16 protein-coding genes are annotated in these 14833 nt (G+C 64.7%); 4 read left to right on the plus strand and 12 right to left on the minus strand.

What is annotated here, in order from left to right; all coding sequences use genetic code 11:
• Nucleotides 1-44: 44 nt before the first annotated feature.
• From FXB38_RS00245 to FXB38_RS42505, 4 genes are read right to left on the minus strand one after another with little or no spacing between them, the layout of a single operon-like run.
• On the minus strand, nt 45-1424 hold the full coding sequence (locus FXB38_RS00245; RefSeq protein ID WP_187434575.1) for a glycosyltransferase family 4 protein: 1380 nt from the start codon (nt 1422-1424) through the stop codon (nt 45-47).
• Nucleotides 1421-2161 carry an ABC transporter ATP-binding protein gene (locus FXB38_RS00250; protein WP_148748778.1) on the minus strand — a complete coding sequence of 247 codons (741 nt, stop codon included), beginning with the start codon at nt 2159-2161 and terminating at the stop codon, nt 1421-1423. Before FXB38_RS00250 ends, FXB38_RS00245 begins: the two co-directional genes overlap by 4 nt.
• A 3-nt stretch (nt 2162-2164) precedes the next feature.
• Nucleotides 2165-4093, minus strand: coding sequence for a glycosyltransferase (locus tag FXB38_RS00255; protein ID WP_148748779.1), 1929 nt, complete (start codon nt 4091-4093; stop codon nt 2165-2167).
• A gap of 7 nt (nt 4094-4100) precedes the next feature.
• The gene (locus tag FXB38_RS42505) at nt 4101-4265 is read right to left on the minus strand and encodes a hypothetical protein (RefSeq protein ID WP_187434576.1); all 165 of its coding nucleotides are present in this window, start codon (nt 4263-4265) and stop codon (nt 4101-4103) included.
• Nucleotides 4266-4389: 124 nt separating this feature from the next.
• Here FXB38_RS42505 and FXB38_RS00260 point away from each other — a divergent pair, with 124 nt between their 5' ends.
• Nucleotides 4390-5289, plus strand: coding sequence for a DUF6502 family protein (locus FXB38_RS00260; protein WP_187434577.1), 900 nt, complete (start codon nt 4390-4392; stop codon nt 5287-5289).
• On the plus strand, nt 5289-6473 hold the full coding sequence (locus tag FXB38_RS00265) for a DUF5666 domain-containing protein (protein ID WP_148748780.1): 1185 nt from the start codon (nt 5289-5291) through the stop codon (nt 6471-6473). The genes FXB38_RS00260 and FXB38_RS00265 overlap by 1 nt, the downstream gene beginning before the upstream one ends.
• Nucleotides 6474-6493: 20 nt before the next feature.
• On the opposite strand, the gene FXB38_RS00270 is transcribed toward FXB38_RS00265, so the two are convergent.
• The 6 genes from FXB38_RS00270 to FXB38_RS00295 are packed head-to-tail and all read right to left on the minus strand — an operon-like array spanning nt 6494 to nt 11410.
• On the minus strand, nt 6494-7216 hold the full coding sequence (locus tag FXB38_RS00270) for an amino acid ABC transporter ATP-binding protein (protein ID WP_148748781.1): 723 nt from the start codon (nt 7214-7216) through the stop codon (nt 6494-6496).
• Between the two features lie 8 nt (nt 7217-7224).
• Entirely contained in the window at nt 7225-7929 is a 705-nt protein-coding gene (locus tag FXB38_RS00275) for an amino acid ABC transporter permease (RefSeq protein WP_148748782.1), read from the minus strand.
• Nucleotides 7929-8642: an amino acid ABC transporter permease gene (locus FXB38_RS00280; RefSeq protein ID WP_246229562.1), complete on the minus strand. Its 714-nt coding sequence runs from the start codon at nt 8640-8642 to the stop codon at nt 7929-7931. The genes FXB38_RS00275 and FXB38_RS00280 overlap by 1 nt, the downstream gene beginning before the upstream one ends.
• Before the next feature lie 35 nt (nt 8643-8677).
• Nucleotides 8678-9496 carry an ABC transporter substrate-binding protein gene (locus FXB38_RS00285; RefSeq protein WP_148748783.1) on the minus strand — a complete coding sequence of 273 codons (819 nt, stop codon included), beginning with the start codon at nt 9494-9496 and terminating at the stop codon, nt 8678-8680.
• Nucleotides 9497-9521: 25 nt separating this feature from the next.
• Nucleotides 9522-10739: an aspartate transaminase gene (locus FXB38_RS00290; protein ID WP_148748784.1), complete on the minus strand. Its 1218-nt coding sequence runs from the start codon at nt 10737-10739 to the stop codon at nt 9522-9524.
• Nucleotides 10736-11410, minus strand: coding sequence for an RraA family protein (locus FXB38_RS00295; protein WP_148748785.1), 675 nt, complete (start codon nt 11408-11410; stop codon nt 10736-10738). Before FXB38_RS00295 ends, FXB38_RS00290 begins: the two co-directional genes overlap by 4 nt.
• Here FXB38_RS00295 and FXB38_RS44560 point away from each other — a divergent pair.
• Both FXB38_RS44560 and FXB38_RS00300 read left to right on the plus strand, forming a co-directional pair.
• Nucleotides 11393-11527: a hypothetical protein gene (locus FXB38_RS44560; RefSeq protein WP_283812696.1), complete on the plus strand. Its 135-nt coding sequence runs from the start codon at nt 11393-11395 to the stop codon at nt 11525-11527. The genes FXB38_RS00295 and FXB38_RS44560 overlap by 18 nt on opposite strands.
• A gap of 14 nt (nt 11528-11541) precedes the next feature.
• A complete protein-coding gene (locus FXB38_RS00300; RefSeq protein ID WP_187434578.1) occupies nt 11542-12468 on the plus strand; it encodes a LysR family transcriptional regulator in 927 nt (308 codons plus the stop codon).
• On the opposite strand, the gene FXB38_RS00305 is transcribed toward FXB38_RS00300, so the two are convergent.
• Both FXB38_RS00305 and FXB38_RS00310 read right to left on the minus strand, forming a co-directional pair.
• Nucleotides 12465-13826 carry a M23 family metallopeptidase gene (locus FXB38_RS00305; RefSeq protein WP_187434579.1) on the minus strand — a complete coding sequence of 454 codons (1362 nt, stop codon included), beginning with the start codon at nt 13824-13826 and terminating at the stop codon, nt 12465-12467. The genes FXB38_RS00300 and FXB38_RS00305 overlap by 4 nt on opposite strands.
• A 111-nt stretch (nt 13827-13937) precedes the next feature.
• On the minus strand, nt 13938-14687 hold the full coding sequence (locus FXB38_RS00310) for a peroxiredoxin (RefSeq protein WP_148748788.1): 750 nt from the start codon (nt 14685-14687) through the stop codon (nt 13938-13940).
• Nucleotides 14688-14833: the final 146 nt, after the last annotated feature.

Below are 14833 nucleotides of genomic sequence, written 5' to 3' on the forward strand. Positions count from 1 at the left end.
TCAGGGCTGGGCGTTGCGCGGTCGAAGCGTGGCGACGGTCATGCCTATTGCGCCGCGACGAGGCGTTCCGGGGCCAAATGTTGCCCGAGGAAATCGCGGGCCTGGGTCTGGTAGCCGAAACGCTCGGCAAGCTCGGAGCGGCGCGCGCGGATTCGGCCACGACATTCCTCCTGCCGCGCCAGCACGCGGGTGACGGAGGCCACGATCGACTCGGTCGCAAACGGATCGAAATAATCGGCGAGCTCGCCCGCGACCTCGCGGAACACGGCTATGTCGGAGCAGAGCACGGGCGTGTTCGCAGCCAGCGCCTCGATGATCGGCACGCCAAAACCTTCGGCGAAGCTCGGCATGATCAGGCCATGCGCGTCCGCGATCAAAGCGGCCTTCTCGTGCTCGTCGACATAGCCGGCGAAACGAATGTTTGGCGGAAGGTTGCGCATCCGGCTGATCTGGCCGGCCAGGCCGATCACCACCAGATCGGCCTGGGGGATGTTGCGGAACGCGCGAATGACGGTGGCGACGTTCTTGCGCGGCTCGTTCGAGACGATGACGACAAAGCTCGGCCGCCCCGGACGCCCCGACGGGGCTGGGAGGTGCAGGACATCCGGGGCGTCGAACCGGGTGCGGGGATACACGACCCGCGCCGGCAGGTGCGCAAATTGCGGTAACAGATCCCTGAACCGCATCATGCTATAGTTTGAAACGAAGGCGAGCTCGTCGGCCTGACGCAGGCTGGTGAGCAGCCGTGACAGGAACAGCCGCGTTGCGACGTCGCTGAGCTTGAGATCGGTGAGCGGCAGCAGATCGTGCACGACGCAGATCACCTTGGCATCCGGCCTGCGTTTCACCGACACCCGTGTCGGCGTGTCGATGACGATGACGTCATAATTGCGCGCGTCGATCCGTGGCGGCGGCAGCAGGAAGAAGGCCGAGGAGTCCTGATAGCTGTAGAATCCGGGCTCGAGCTGGAAGTCGCGGAACAGCTCGAGGTGGCGCAGATCCGGCGGGATGTATTCGAGCGCCGCAGTGCTGTTCTCGATCAGCCGCGCGTGCAGGCCGCGCAGGCCGATCGCACGCAGGAAGCAGGCGATATAGTCCAACGACACCGACATGGTGGCCTTGTGGCGGACCCAGTCGAGCGTGCGCCGCAAGCCGCTGCGCGTCGCCGGCTCGCTCATGTTGATCTCGTCGAGGAATCGATAGAGCGCCAGGAGCTCGATATTGCGCGACTGCGTCGGGAACAGCTTTGTGCGCCGCTCGCGCCGGCGCAGCTTGCGGTAACGCCGCGTGGTCTCGACCAGCAGGGTGAGATCATGGCCTTCGGCTGCGAGCGAGCGCATCAATTCGCGGGTGAAATGGAAGATGCCGCGCTTGTGGTTGGGCTCGCCGAGCGCCTCGGACACGACAAGGATGTTCTGTTTCATGCGCGTTGCTCGCGGAGCTCGAAGGAAAAGGGCGACGGTGGCTCGACCGCGACGGTCGAGGCGATGCGGCCGTGGTCGAGATTGATGATGCTGGTGCAGGTGCGGCGCAGCAGCGGCTGGTCGTGCGAGGCGATGATCACGATCGCTGCCTGCGAGACCAGGTTCTGCAGCCGCCGCTCGGCCTTCTCGGCAAAATGCTCGTCGACCACGCTCAGCCATTCGTCGAGCAGGAGGATGTCGGCCGGAAAGGCGGTCGCGGTCGCGAACAGCACGCGCATCAGCATGCCCGAGGAGAACATCCGCAACGGCAGCCGCTGCATGCGCTCTTCGAGCTCGGTGAAGGCCCAGATCTCATCGAGCACGGCGCGTGTCGGCTTGCGGCCGCTGATCCGCAGCAACAGGGCGATGTTGTCCTCGGCGATGAAGTCGAGGTTCACGCCGGCATTGAGGCCGAGCAGGGGCACGACATTGCCGCTGACCGCGACGCGGCCGCTGCTCGGCGGATAAACCCCGGCGATCAGCCGCAGCAGCGTCGACTTGCCGGAGCCGTTGGGGCCGGCAAGCCCGATGCGCGTGCCGGCCTCGGCTTCGATCGTGACATTGTCGACCGCGCGGATGATCCGCGTCTCGCCCTTCTCGCGGATGAGGTGGCCGAGCAGGCGCCGCTTCAGCGAGAAGTCGTAGGCACCGTAGAGGGGATAATCGAGACAGACATTGTGCAGGTTGATCGAGGCCATCGGTCAGATCCAGAACGCGGCTTTGCGCAGATGGACCAGCGTCAGCACGCTCGCACCGAGCAGCAGCGCCAGCGCCACCAGGACATAGATGATGCTGGTCGCATCGACATGGCCGCCGGCCAGCGGCTCGCGCCACACCGCGAACAGATGGGTCAGCGGATTGAGCCGCATCACGGTGGAGCGGTGATTGATCATGTCGGCGGACCAGATCACGGGCGAGGCGAGGAAGGCGAGCATCAGCGTCGATTCGATGATCGGCTTGAGGTCGCGATACCGCGTCGCCAGCGCGCCGAGGACGAGGCTCAGGCCGAAGGTGCAGATCACGAACAGCGACAGGCCCGGGAGCGCTGCGAGCGCGCCGGAGAGATCGTGCGGCGTCAGCAGCAGCCACAGCAGGAGCGGGACGCAGGCATTGTGCAGGGCGAACAGCCCCTGGCGGAACGTGCATTGCAGAAGGAAGATCACCGGCGGCAGCGCCCGGTCGCGGATCAGGCTCGCGGAGTTCTGCAGCGCCGTGGTCGCATCGAGCACGACGCTGTTGAGAAAGGTCCAGGCCGTCATCGACAGGGCCAGCATCGGCAGCCGCGCCAGCATGTCGGCGTTCGACATCTGGCCGATCACCGAGCCGAGCACCGCGACCACGATCGCCATCTGCAGCGACATCCAGAACGGACCGAGCAGCGAGCGCACATAGCGGTGGCGCATGTCGGACCAGGCCAGCGCTGCAGCGATCCGCAAGCTGTCGAGCCAGCCCGTTGGCTGCGGCGCCTCGGCGACGGGCGCGGCATCGCCGCAGGGGGCGGTGACGGCCGCGCGGTAGACGGATTCCATGCCTTCCCTGAAGGCGGTGGCGGAATAGCGGCTCACGGCGCGGGTCCGGGCCGAAAGCCCCATGCGGCGGCGGCGCTCGGGATCGCTGATCAGTGCGTCGATGGCTTCACCGAGTTTCTCGGTGTCGCCCGGCGGCACGGTGATCGCCTCCATGCCGTGACGGGCAACACGCGGCACCGCCGTGTCGAGCGCGGTGTTCACAACGGGGCGGCCGGCGGCCATGGCTTCGAGCTGGGAGAGTCCGAAGGTCTCGGCATTGGTGACGGACGGCATCACGAAGACGTCGGCCAGGCACATCAGCTTGATGCGCTCGCAGTCACTGACGGAGCCGAGCAGGCGAACGCGGTCGCCGAGGCCAAGCTCGGCGATCAGCTGCTCGAGCCGGGGCCGCTCGGCACCTTCGCCGATGATCCAGGCCTCGAACTTACGGTCGACGGCTGCGCGGATCAGCACGTCATAGCCCTTGTAGGGCACGAGCCGGCCACAGGCGAGCACGAGGCGGCCGCGATCGTTGACGTGGTGTGGCTCGATCTTCGGCCAGTCATAGACACTGGTGTCGATGCCGAACGGCACGACATGGCATTTGTCTTCGAATTCCCGCAGCAGCGGCGTCTCGTCGACCAGGACGCGGTCGGAGACGATGATCGCCTTGGCGCGGCGCAGCGTCCGCCGCATCAGGGGCTCGATGAGCCAGCGCAGACCCGAATGGGTGATGATGTCGGCATGCCAGTGCACGACCAGCGGCCGGTTGCGCCCGAAGCCGAGGGCGAAGACGAGGTCGGCGAGCGGGAAGGGCGCATGCAGCGCCAGCAGATCGTGCTCGGCGATCTTCTGCCACAGCCGCCAGGGATAGGCGGGCGCGGCCGGCAGCGACATCACATTGCCGAACGAGCGGACACGCTCGACCGGCACGTCGTTGACGATGATCGCGCGCCGGTCGGCCGATTGCGAGCAGGTCAGCACGGCGGAGGCGAAGGTGTCCTTCAGGCTGGCGCAGATGTCACGGATCACCGTGAGCGTGCCGCCAAACAGGTCGGGATAGTAGATCTTGAAGATGTGCAGCACCGACGGACGGCGCGGGGTGTCGCTTGTGTGATGCATGATGGCGTCAGCCCGCGAGCAGTGCTGCGACGAACGGTGCGGCCAGCACCGAGATGAAGATCACGCCGCGCAGCAGCGCCGGCAGCATCGGCTCGATCGCGCCGGCCCGGCTCCGGTCGGGAAACGGCACAGCACGCAGTGAACTGGAATTGCGGACCAAGCGGTCAGCCATGGTGTTGTCCCTTTACGTCGCGCCCTCAGTGAGGTTCCGTATATGTGGGAAAATTTACCACGTCAATTGCAAAACCGGAAAATGTGGGATTGTGTCCCACGTATGGCGCGGGTACAATTCAGACATGAATGCCAGGTCCGGGCCCAAAGCGGCGGCTCCAGAGCCGAATGCCGCAGCAAAGCTGCACGCGCCGCTGGCGCGGCTGCTGCGCCCGCTCGTGCGGCTCTGTATCCGCACTGGCATGACCTTTCCGGCACTGGCGCAGCTGCTCCGCGAGCTCTTCGTCAACGTCGCCGAGCATGATTTCGCGCTCGAGGGCAAGGAGCAGACCGACAGCCGCGTCAGCCTGCTCACCGGCATCCACCGCAAGGAGGTGGCGCGGCTGCGCGGCGCCGGCGCACCGGTGCACGAGACGCCGGCGGCGCTGTCGCTGACGAGCGCCGTGATCGCGCGCTGGCTCGCCGCGCCTGAGTTCACCGATGCGAGAGGCGAGCCGCTGGCCTTGCCGCGCACGGCCGGGGGCGATGCGCCGTCATTCGAGCAGCTCGTCGCCTCCGTCACCAAGGACGTGCGCCCGCGCGCGGTGCTCGACGAATGGGTCGACCGCCAGCTCGTCACCATCAATGCGGCCGACGAGATCGAGCTGGTGGAGGCGGCTTTCGTCCCGAGTGGCGCGGACGACAGCAAGTGGCACTATCTCGGCCGCAATCTGCACGACCATATTGCGGCCGCCGCCGAAAACGTATCGGGGCCGGCGCCGCGCTTCCTCGAGCGCGCGGTGCATTACAACAACATCTCGCCGAAGCTTGCGAGGCGCCTCGAGGCACGCTCGCGCGAGCTCGCGATGGATGCGCTCAAGACCGCCAACCGCGAGGCCAATCGTGCGCTCACCAAGGACAAGGGCGGCGACGCGCGCTGGAATTTCGGCATCTACATCTACAGCGAAGACGCCGACGAGGATGGCGAGGCCAAGGACGTCAGCAAGGAAAACGGCAAGGATAATGGCAAAGAGGGCAGCTCCTGATGAGCCGGCCGCCGCTGATCTCCCGCCGATTGCTGCTGACCGGATTCTGGCTCGCCGGAACGGCGATCGCGCGTGCGCAGGTCAAGCGCGGCACCGATCAAGGCATCGGCGGCACCGGAATCACGCGCGGTGACGATCATGGCATCGGCGGCACCGGCATCGTCGGCGTGATCCAGCGTTTCGGCAGCATCTACGTCAATGGCGAGCGGGTCACCTATGCGAGCGACGTGCCGGTGCGCATCGACGGCGAGGCGGCGAGCCCGAAGGCGCTGCGCATCGGCCAGCTCGCCCGCGTGGTGGCGACGCGGCAGGCCGACGGCACCCTCGTCACGCGCAACATCGCGATCGCAAGCGAGGTCTCCGGGCCGATCGAGCAGGTCAAGGGCAATGAGCTGACGGTGTTGGGCCAGAAGGTCGTCGCGGGCAGCAAGGAGAGCAAGCTCCGCGCCGGCACGCAGGTCGCCGTCTACGGCCTGCGCCGGACCGACGGCGTGATCGTTGCAAGCCTGGTCGAGCCTCGGAAGGACGCAGCCGAACGCGTCACGGGCCTGGTCGAGCGCGGGCCCGACGGGCTGCATATTGGCGGGTTGAAGCTGAGCGGCGTCGATCCCTTGCTGGTCGGCCAGCGCGTCCAGATCGAGGGCAGCGCGAGCCAGGGCGCGATGCAGGCTGCGCGCACGCGCATCGACGATTTCTCGGATCTCGTCGGCGCAAGCCGGCTCTCGATCGAGGCCTATGTGCAGCGTGCGGGCTCCAGCCTGCAGCTCGGCTCCGGCTTGGTGGCCCGCGACAGCTCACGCTTCGGGCCGGCCGCCGGTGAAGCGCGCATGGTCGTCAATGGCGTGTTCGATCGCTCGCGCGGCTTGCAGGTCGAATCGACGCAAGCGATCGGCCCGGGACCGGGTACGCCTCAGCCAGGCGGCGGCAGTCCCGGCCGGTCACCCGGCGGCTCGATCATGCATCCGGACCGCGGCACGCCGAACCCGGGTAACAGCCGGCCGGGCGGACCAGCTGCGCCCGGATCTAATCCTGGTGCAAACCCAGGCCCCGCGCCAACAGGACCGAGCGGCCCGTCAGGCCCCGGCGGTATGGGCTCGCCCGGTGGGTCGATGGGCCCCGGTGGCGGAATGGGTGGTGGCGGCTTAGGCGGTCCCGGCGGTGGGATGGGCGGCGGCCGGCGCTAGGCGATGAAAATAAGAGGGCCCTAACGCGCCCTCGAGAGAAAGGAGCGCAGACGGTCGTGACGCGGATCATCAAGGACCTCGGCCGGTGCACCGCTTTCGACGATCCGGCCCTTGTCCAGAAACCAGACTGTGTCCGCGACTTCGCGCGCAAAACCGATCTCGTGCGTGACGACAACCATCGTCATGCCATCCTGCGCCAGCGTCCTCATCACCCGCAGCACCTCGTTGACCATTTCCGGGTCGAGCGCGCTGGTCGGCTCGTCGAAAAGCATGACGTCCGGATCCATCGCGAGCGCGCGCGCGATCGCGACGCGTTGCCGCTGTCCGCCGGACAGGCGCGACGGCAAGGCGTCGGCCTTGTCTGCCAGGCTGACGCGGTCGAGCTCGCTCATGGCGCGGTCTCTGGCCGCAGCCTTGCCCATCTTTCGGAGACGTTCCAGCCCCAGCGTGATGTTGCCGAGGACAGTGAGATGCGGAAACAGGTTGAACGCCTGGAATACGAAGCCGACGCGCTGACGCAAACGGTTGATATCGACACCACGCCCGGCGACGTCCGCTCCCTCGAACAGCACTTGTCCGCCTTGAATGGCTTCCAGGCGCGTCACCGCACGAATGAGCGTCGATTTGCCCGAGCCCGATGAACCGAGCAGTGTGACGACCTCGCCGCGTTTCACCTCGCCCGTCACGCCGGCCAGGACCTGGTGCTGGCCAAACCATTTTTCGACGGACTCGAAGCGGATCATGGCTGCCCTCATGCCGGCTGGGCGCCGAGCCCACCGCGTTCGGCGGTCAGCCGCCGTTCCAGCCAGCGGGCCGCCGATGTCAGGGTGAAGCAAAGCGTGAAATAGGTCAGCGCAAGCAAGCCATACACCTCGAACGGTTGCGTCATGAGCTGGTTGTTGACCTGGCTTGCCGCAAAGGTCACCTCGTTGGCGCTGATGACGTAGCCGAGCGAGGTCTCCTTGATCGTGGAGACGAACTGCCTGACCAGGCTTGGCATCATGTTGTGCAGGACTTGCGGCAGGATGATCTTGAAGGTGGTCGGAAAGTAGCCGAGGCCCAGGGCCTTTGCCGCCTCAACCTGGCCTTTCGGCAGGCCTTCGATCCCAGCCCGGATAATTTCCGACAGATAGCTCGCCTCGTAGACGATAAGTGCGAAGAGCAGCGTCTCGACGCCTCCGACCGTGTGTCCAATCAACAGCGGCAGCGCGAAATAGGTCCAGAAGATGAACATGATCAGCGGCAGGCCGCGCACGATGTAAACCACGGCGGTGGCCGGTCCGCGAAGCCAGCGACGCGCACTGAGACGCGCCAGCGCGAGCGCAATCGCGACGGGAAAGCTGAGAGATAAACCAGCCGCGGCGAGGAGCAGCGTCATGGCGAGGCCACCGACGGGGCCGTGCGGATATTGCCCGATCAGAAACAGAAGCCAGTTGTCCTCGAGGATCTCCAGCATCAGCGGATCTCGAGTTTCAGCCGCCGATCAGCGAAGCTGCCGAGCGCCATGATCGCGAAGGAGATCGCTAGATAAAGGATGGTTGCGACAGCAAACGCCTCGAACGTCTTGAACGTGTAGCTGTCGACCTCACGCGTGCGATAGGTCAGCTCGCCGACGCCGATCGCCATGGCGAGGCTGGTGTTCTTGAACAGAAGCAGGGTCTGGTTGATCAGCGGCGGGATCACGATGCGCAGCGCCTGCGGCAGGATCACGTAGCTCATCGCCTGGAGGTAGTTGAACCCGATCGAGCGCGCGGCCTCGTATTGCGTCTTCGGGATCGAGCGAATTCCACTGCGCAAATCCTCGGTGATATAGGCCGCGCTGGCGAGGCCCAGCGCCACCATCGCGAGAAGAAACTCGCTGTGGTGGCTGTTGACCCACATGCGGATGGCGCGAGGCAACAGTTGAGGGACGCCGAAATACCAGACCAGGATCTGAACCAGCAGCGGAACGTTGCGATGATATTCGACGTAACCCGCGACCAGCCATTCGAGCGGCCTGAACGGAAGCATGCGGACCAGCGTCAGGATGATCCCGATCGTCATTCCGAGCAGCCAGGCCGCCACGGTCAGCGCGATCGTCGTCGCCAGTCCCCAGATGAACCAGTCCAGATATTGGCCGGTCAGGACTGCGGCCGGGTCGAAGACATAGCCCATCGTAAGATCATGCACTCCGGATGTTCAGTTTCGCGCTCGATGTGAGGGGATCAGCCCTTGATCTCCTCGATTTTGAAATCCCGCTTCATGTCATAGACGGTTCCCGGCCCGAACCACTTAGCAAAAATCTTGCCGGCTTCTCCCGATGCATCCAGATCGGCCAGCACCTTGTTGACCTGATCCTTGAAAGCCGCTTCGCCCTTGCGGACGCCGAGCCCCCAAGGTTCGAGGAAGACCGATTTCTCGACGATCGACATCGGCGAGGACGCCTGCGCCTGTTTGCGGAGCTTCACCAGGATCAGCTCCGAGGCGCAAAAGCCATCGACCTTTCCCTGAACGACCGCAAGAAAGGCCGAGGATGAATCCTGAAAAGTCACAGTTTCTGCCGTTGGTATGACACGCCTGACGCCCTGTTCCGAGGACGATCCCTTGAGGGCGCTAACCCGCTTGCCGGAGAGCTGATCGAGCGTCGCGATGCCGGAATCGGCAGACACCAGCACCTTCTGCTCGCTGACAAAGTACGAATAGCTGTAGTCGATCTGTTGCGCGCGTTCCTTCGACCAGCCGAGATTGGCCGCGAGGATGTCGACCCGGCCCTGTATCAGCTCGGGGATACGTGCCTCAACGGCCATCGGCTTGATCTCGAGCGCGACACCGAGCGACTCCGCGACCTTGCGGCAGATGTCGATGTCGTAACCGACGATTTCACGCGTCTTCGGATCCTGGAAGCTGAACGGCTCGGCCGTGCCGAGCGTTCCACAGACCAGCTTGCTGCGGGCCTTCACATCGGCAAGCTCGTCGGCCTTTGCGGCGCCGACGACCCCGGTGATCAACAGGAGTCCGGCGGTGGCGATCTGGAACAATCTCATGGCTGTTTTCTTCATCCTTCTGCAACTAGCGCAAGGCCGCACAGATTCGCGCCAGCCGTGTGCAGGCTTCCTCGATCTTCGGCAATGAGGTCGCGATGGACATGCGCAGATAGGATGACATGCCATAGGCCGTGCCATCGATCACTGCGACGCCGGCGGCATCGAGGAAGTGCATGACGACGTCCAGATCGGTCTTCAGGGTCTTGCCTTCGGACGTGGTCTTCCCGATCAGGCCGGCGCAAGACGGAAACACATAAAAGGCGCCGTCGGGCGGAAGGCAAGAAAGGCCGGGAATGCCGTTCAGCAAGGCGACCGCACGATCGCGGCGAAGGCGATACATCTCGCGGGCCTCAGTGACAAAACCCTGATCGCCTTCGAGCGCTGCGGTCGCCGCCGCCTGGCTGATCGCGGACGTGCAGGACGTCGACTGCGACTGGATCGTGTTCATGGCGGCGATGAGCTCTGCGGGCCCCGCGCCGTAGCCAAGCCGGAAGCCAGTCATGGCATAGGTCTTGGAGACGCCGTTGACCAGCAGAGTCCGTACCCTCAGCCGAGGCTCGGCGGCAACGATGCATGGAGTTGCCCCGCCGTCGAAGCGGATGTGCTCGTAAATGTCGTCGGTCATGACCGCGACATGGGGATGCCGCAGCAGCACATCGGCGAGCGCGCCGATCTCGGCGGCGGAATAGAACGCGCCCGTGGGATTGCACGGAGAGTTCAGAATGAGCCAGCGCGTTTTGGGCGTGATCGCTGTTTCCAGAGCCTCGGCCGACAGCTTGAAGCCCGCGTTCTCGCCGCAGCTCACGGTCACCGGCGTGCCGTCGCAGGCCTCGACCATGTCGGGGTACGAGACCCAATAGGGTGCGGGGATGATCACCTCATCTCCAGCTCCGAGGGTGGCGGCGAGTGCGTTGTAGATGACTTGCTTGGCGCCGCCGCCGACGGAGATCTCGTTCATGGCATAGCGAACGCCGTTCTCGCGGGCGAGCTTTTCGATGATCGCCTTGCGCAGTGTCGGCGTTCCGTTGACTGGCGTGTAGCGCGTCTCTCCCGCTTCGAGCGCGGCCGCAGCCGCTTCGCGGATATGCTTCGGCGTATCGAGATCAGGCTCGCCGGCCGTGAGATCGATGACGTCGCGTCCCTCGGCCTGGAGCTGGCGGACCCGATCCCGCGCGACCATGCTTGGCGATGGTTTGATCCGTTGAACCCTCGGGGCGAGGGCGATGGCACCAGCGCGGCTCATGACGTTGCGCCTTGGGCAGGAGCGTTGCCGGTGCCGATATAGGAATTGTCGACGCGGCCTTCTCTGATGGCCGCCAGTGCGCCGGCCTCGCGCACTTCCTGCTGTCTGACTCGGTCGAGTAGCTCCGGGGCAACGGATCGGTCGAAGGCCACGACACCATCCTCGTCGCCGAGAATGACATCGCCCGGCATCACCACCATGCCGTCGATCGAGACCGGCACGTTGATCTCTCCGGGGCCTGATTTGTAGGGACCGCGATGTGTGACACCGCGCGCGAAGCAGGGAAAGCCAGCTTCGGCGAACGCAGCGACGTCGCGAACGGCGCCGTCGATGACGAAGCCGGCGACTCCCATCGCCTTCGCGCGTGTCATCATGATCTCACCGACCAGGGCCTGGTTGAGATCGCCGCCGCCATCGACCACGAGCACGTCGCCTGGCCGGAGCAGCTCATAAGCCTTGTGCAGCATGAAATTGTCGCCGGCACGAGTCTTGACGGTGATCGCGGTGCCGATCAGGTGCCCGTTACCATGGAACGGGCGGAGCGTTCGGGTGCCGTGCAGCCGGTTCATGTTGTCAGATACGATCGCGACCTGCGCCGCCGCAAAGTCGGCGATGATTGCAGGCGGGACCGAGGGCGGTGAGGGAAGCTGTCGATGACCGGGCAGGAGCATATGGGCAAAACCGATGGGCTGTGCGCTGGAGCGCAGATTTCGCTTGAAGCCTGCCCTGTGGTGGGCTTGAAGAAAAGTGAGTATTTTTCTACGTCTGAGATCGCTTTTTTCGATTGATGGGCATTGATGCCATGGTGAGTCTGACACTGAAGCAGGTCGAAGCGTTTTACTGGATCGCCGAATTGGGCGGGGTGGTTGGCGCCGCGGAGCGGCTGAACCTGGCGCAATCGACTATCTCCAAGCGCATCGCCGAATTGGAAGCAACGGTCGGGAGCGCGCTGTTCGATCGCAACAGTCGAAAGATCAGCCTGACGCGCAGCGGCGAAAATCTGATCGAGCTCGCCGCTGAGCTGTTGGAGCTCGAGGCGCGAATGCGCCAGGTCGCGGCAGGCCCGCTGGCTTTCAGTGGTGCTTTCCGATTCGGCGTCACCGAACTCGTGGCGCTGACCTGGCTCCCCAAGCTGATTGTGGCCATGAAGGAAGCCTATCCGGCGGTCATTCCAGAGCCCGAAGTGGAGTCCAGCGTTGTGCTGCTCGACAAGCTCGCCGATCGTCGCCTGGATCTCGTGATTGGTCTTGATCCGCCGGCCAGTGCCGACTTCAACGCACTGCCGCTCGACAGCGTTACGCTGCAATGGATGTCGGCGCCCGGCGTCGGCCCCAAGGCCGATGAGGCGGCGCTGGAGGAGATCGCCCGCTACCCGATCCTCACCCAGGGGGAAGGATCAGGCTTGCAGAAGCTCGTTCTGGATTGGCTGGGCGTGAGCGGCATCAAGCTCAATCGCGTCGTCAAGTGCAACAGCCTGAGTGTCCTCTCGGCGCTTGCCGTGGCGGGGCTCGGCATCACCTTTCTCACCGAGCAGTATTTCCGGCATGAGATCGAGATCGGTCTCTTGCGCACGATCAGGACGTCGCCGGCCATCCCGCAGATCAGATATTTTGCCGTGACGCGTGCGGACGCCGTCGATCCGCTGGCCGGGCAGATCGCGCGGATTGCGCGTGAATGCTGCGACTTCTCGCTTCGAGGCTTGTCGGCGCGGCGTGTCCGAGGGGCCTAGCCCGCGCTGAGACGCACGCCGGCGCGCAAAAACTTCTGCGGATCGACAGCTTCGCCATCGATGCGGGTTTCGTAGTGTAGATGCGGGCCGGTGGAACGTCCCGTCGAGCCGACGAGGCCGATGACCTGGCCGATCTTCACGATCTCACCGACCTTGACGTTGATCTCGGAGAGATGGCCGTAGCGGGTCGACAGCCCGTTGCCGTGATCGACCTCGACCATGCGGCCATAACCGCCGGACCAGCCGGCCGAGACCACCTTGCCGTTGGCCGTGACGCGCGCCGGATCGCCGGTCGCGGCACGGAAATCGAGGCCGGTATGCATTGCGGGCCGGCCGAGGAAGGGATCGCTGCGCACGCCGAAGCCGGAGGTGAATTCGACCTCGCCGACGACCGGCTTGCGATAGGGCACCTGCGCCAGGGTGCGATTGAGCCGGTCCATGTCGGCGCGGGTGACGTTGATGCGATAGAGCTGCTTCTCGAAGGGACCTGCGTTCGCGGTGAGCTTCACCGGCACGAACGGACCGCCCATCGCGGCGCGCGGCACGGCGGCCTCGAGATTGGCGAGGTTCAGGCCGAGGTCGCTGACCACGCCGCGCATCCGCCGCATCCGCGAATCCATGCCTTCCTCGACGGCGCTGAGCGCCGCAACCTGGCGGCGCTCGACCTGATCGAGCGAGTTCGTCAGCCGGACCAGGACATTGTCGAAGCCCTGATTCTTGGCGAATTGATTGATCGGCGGGGCGATCACGGCCGGCGCACGCGATTCGAGCCGGGCTTCGCGGTCAGGCGGCGCTACGAAGATCACGGTGTCGCTGATTGGCGACGGTTTGGGTGTGCCTTGCGTCGTCGTCTGGTTCGCGTCGCCACGCTGCGACGCCGCGCGCGGGATTGACCCGGTGACATCAGGCATGGCGCCCAGCGCCGTGGCCCTGGACTCCAGCGCCGTCTGGCGCTTCATGATCTGGTCGAGCTTCTGGTCGAACTGCTCCTGGTCGAGCAATTGCCGACTGGTGGTACGGTCGACCTTGGCGCGCAGCTCGGCGATGCGGTCCTCATAGGCGTATTGCATCTCGGCCTGACGGGCGATCAGCCGGGTCAGGACGTCGTCGCGGAAGGCGAAATAGGTGGCGGTCGCCGCTGACCACAGCCCCAGCAGCACGACGGTGCCGACCACGATCCAGAACACGACAGGTCCGAGGCGAACCTGCTTGCCGTGATGCAGGATCGTGTAGGCGTCGTCGGCATCGGGCAGGGGAATCGCAGCGGCCGCCGGGGCAGCACGGCGATGGAAGGCGCGTCCGTGGTCGTGGGGGTGATGATGAGGGTACTGCGAATATTGGGCAGAACTTTTCGACATCGGCACTCCCGCGCCGGTCGGAACGGTTCCTTGCGGCTCAATTGCCGCAGCAATCTGGGCCAGTCATGGTTAATTTTTCGGAAACGGGAACGCTCGATTTTAACGGGCTGGTTAAAGACTTCTTGCAGCTAGCAGCACCTCGTCCGCATGTCCGTCGACCCGGACATTGCGCCAGATCCTGGCCACCTTGCCGTCGGATCCAATCAGCACCGTGGTGCGAAGAATCCCGAGGAAGCTCTTGCCGTACATGGATTTTTCGCCCCACGCGCCATACGCCTCCAGCATCTCATGCTGCTCGTCCGAGATCAGGGGGATGCCGAGGCTGTGCTTGTCGCGGAACTTCTCCTGGGCCTTTAACGGATCGGCCGAAATGCCGAGAACGGCGGTGCCGGCAGCGGTAAAGGCATCCTTGAGCCGGGTGAAGTCGATCGCCTCGCGGGTGCAGCCCGGTGTGTCGGCGCGAGGGTAGAAGAACAGGACGAGCTTCTGGCCGGCATAGTCCGACAGGGTGACGACGTTGCCGCCGTCGCGGGGCAGGCGGAAGGCCGGCGCTTTCTGGCCCTCGGCCAAGGACTTTGCTGACAAGGACTTTGCTGACAGGGACCTTGCTGACAACGACTTTGCTGAAGCGGCCGACGCCGACGCGGCGAGCTTAGAGGTTTTTTCAGAAGATTTTAACCGTTTCGATGCGGCCTTATGCGATGCTGCCTTGGCGCCTGCTTTGCTTGATTTGCTTGCCGATGTCGGATGTGTTTTCGCGCCACGTGTTTGCGTCGACGCCCGTGTTTTCTGGGTCTTCTTTTTAGCGGTCGGACTGCCGGAGGGCGTTTTGGGCGATTTCTTTCGGGATTTCTTGGACATACGCCTTCCTTTCGTCGCTTTCGACGGGTCAACCAAAGCGGTATTGCAGCTCTCGTCCGGTATGCCGGATTCGCGCCCTCGGCTGGGCAATTTTGGCGGCGACGGAGTATGGTTACAAGGAATTCCACGCACCACCCCACTGCTCG

Origin of the sequence: Bradyrhizobium cytisi, assembly GCF_008123515.1 — a bacterium.
GTDB lineage: Bacteria > Pseudomonadota > Alphaproteobacteria > Rhizobiales > Xanthobacteraceae > Bradyrhizobium > Bradyrhizobium cytisi.

Coding starts and splice junctions, on each gene's coding strand:
- FXB38_RS00245 (WP_187434575.1), bottom strand. CDS start 1,424: ATGAAACAGAACATCCTTGTCGTGTCCGAGGCGCTCGGCGAGCCCAAC.
- FXB38_RS00250 (WP_148748778.1), bottom strand. CDS start 2,161: ATGGCCTCGATCAACCTGCACAATGTCTGTCTCGATTATCCCCTCTAC.
- FXB38_RS00255 (WP_148748779.1), bottom strand. CDS start 4,093: ATGCATCACACAAGCGACACCCCGCGCCGTCCGTCGGTGCTGCACATC.
- FXB38_RS42505 (WP_187434576.1), bottom strand. CDS start 4,265: ATGGCTGACCGCTTGGTCCGCAATTCCAGTTCACTGCGTGCTGTGCCG.
- FXB38_RS00260 (WP_187434577.1), top strand. CDS start 4,390: ATGAATGCCAGGTCCGGGCCCAAAGCGGCGGCTCCAGAGCCGAATGCC.
- FXB38_RS00265 (WP_148748780.1), top strand. CDS start 5,289: ATGAGCCGGCCGCCGCTGATCTCCCGCCGATTGCTGCTGACCGGATTC.
- FXB38_RS00270 (WP_148748781.1), bottom strand. CDS start 7,216: ATGATCCGCTTCGAGTCCGTCGAAAAATGGTTTGGCCAGCACCAGGTC.
- FXB38_RS00275 (WP_148748782.1), bottom strand. CDS start 7,929: ATGCTGGAGATCCTCGAGGACAACTGGCTTCTGTTTCTGATCGGGCAA.
- FXB38_RS00285 (WP_148748783.1), bottom strand. CDS start 9,496: ATGAGATTGTTCCAGATCGCCACCGCCGGACTCCTGTTGATCACCGGG.
- FXB38_RS00290 (WP_148748784.1), bottom strand. CDS start 10,739: ATGAGCCGCGCTGGTGCCATCGCCCTCGCCCCGAGGGTTCAACGGATC.
- FXB38_RS44560 (WP_283812696.1), top strand. CDS start 11,393: ATGACCGGGCAGGAGCATATGGGCAAAACCGATGGGCTGTGCGCTGGA.
- FXB38_RS00295 (WP_148748785.1), bottom strand. CDS start 11,410: ATGCTCCTGCCCGGTCATCGACAGCTTCCCTCACCGCCCTCGGTCCCG.
- FXB38_RS00300 (WP_187434578.1), top strand. CDS start 11,542: ATGGTGAGTCTGACACTGAAGCAGGTCGAAGCGTTTTACTGGATCGCC.
- FXB38_RS00305 (WP_187434579.1), bottom strand. CDS start 13,826: ATGTCGAAAAGTTCTGCCCAATATTCGCAGTACCCTCATCATCACCCC.
- FXB38_RS00310 (WP_148748788.1), bottom strand. CDS start 14,687: ATGTCCAAGAAATCCCGAAAGAAATCGCCCAAAACGCCCTCCGGCAGT.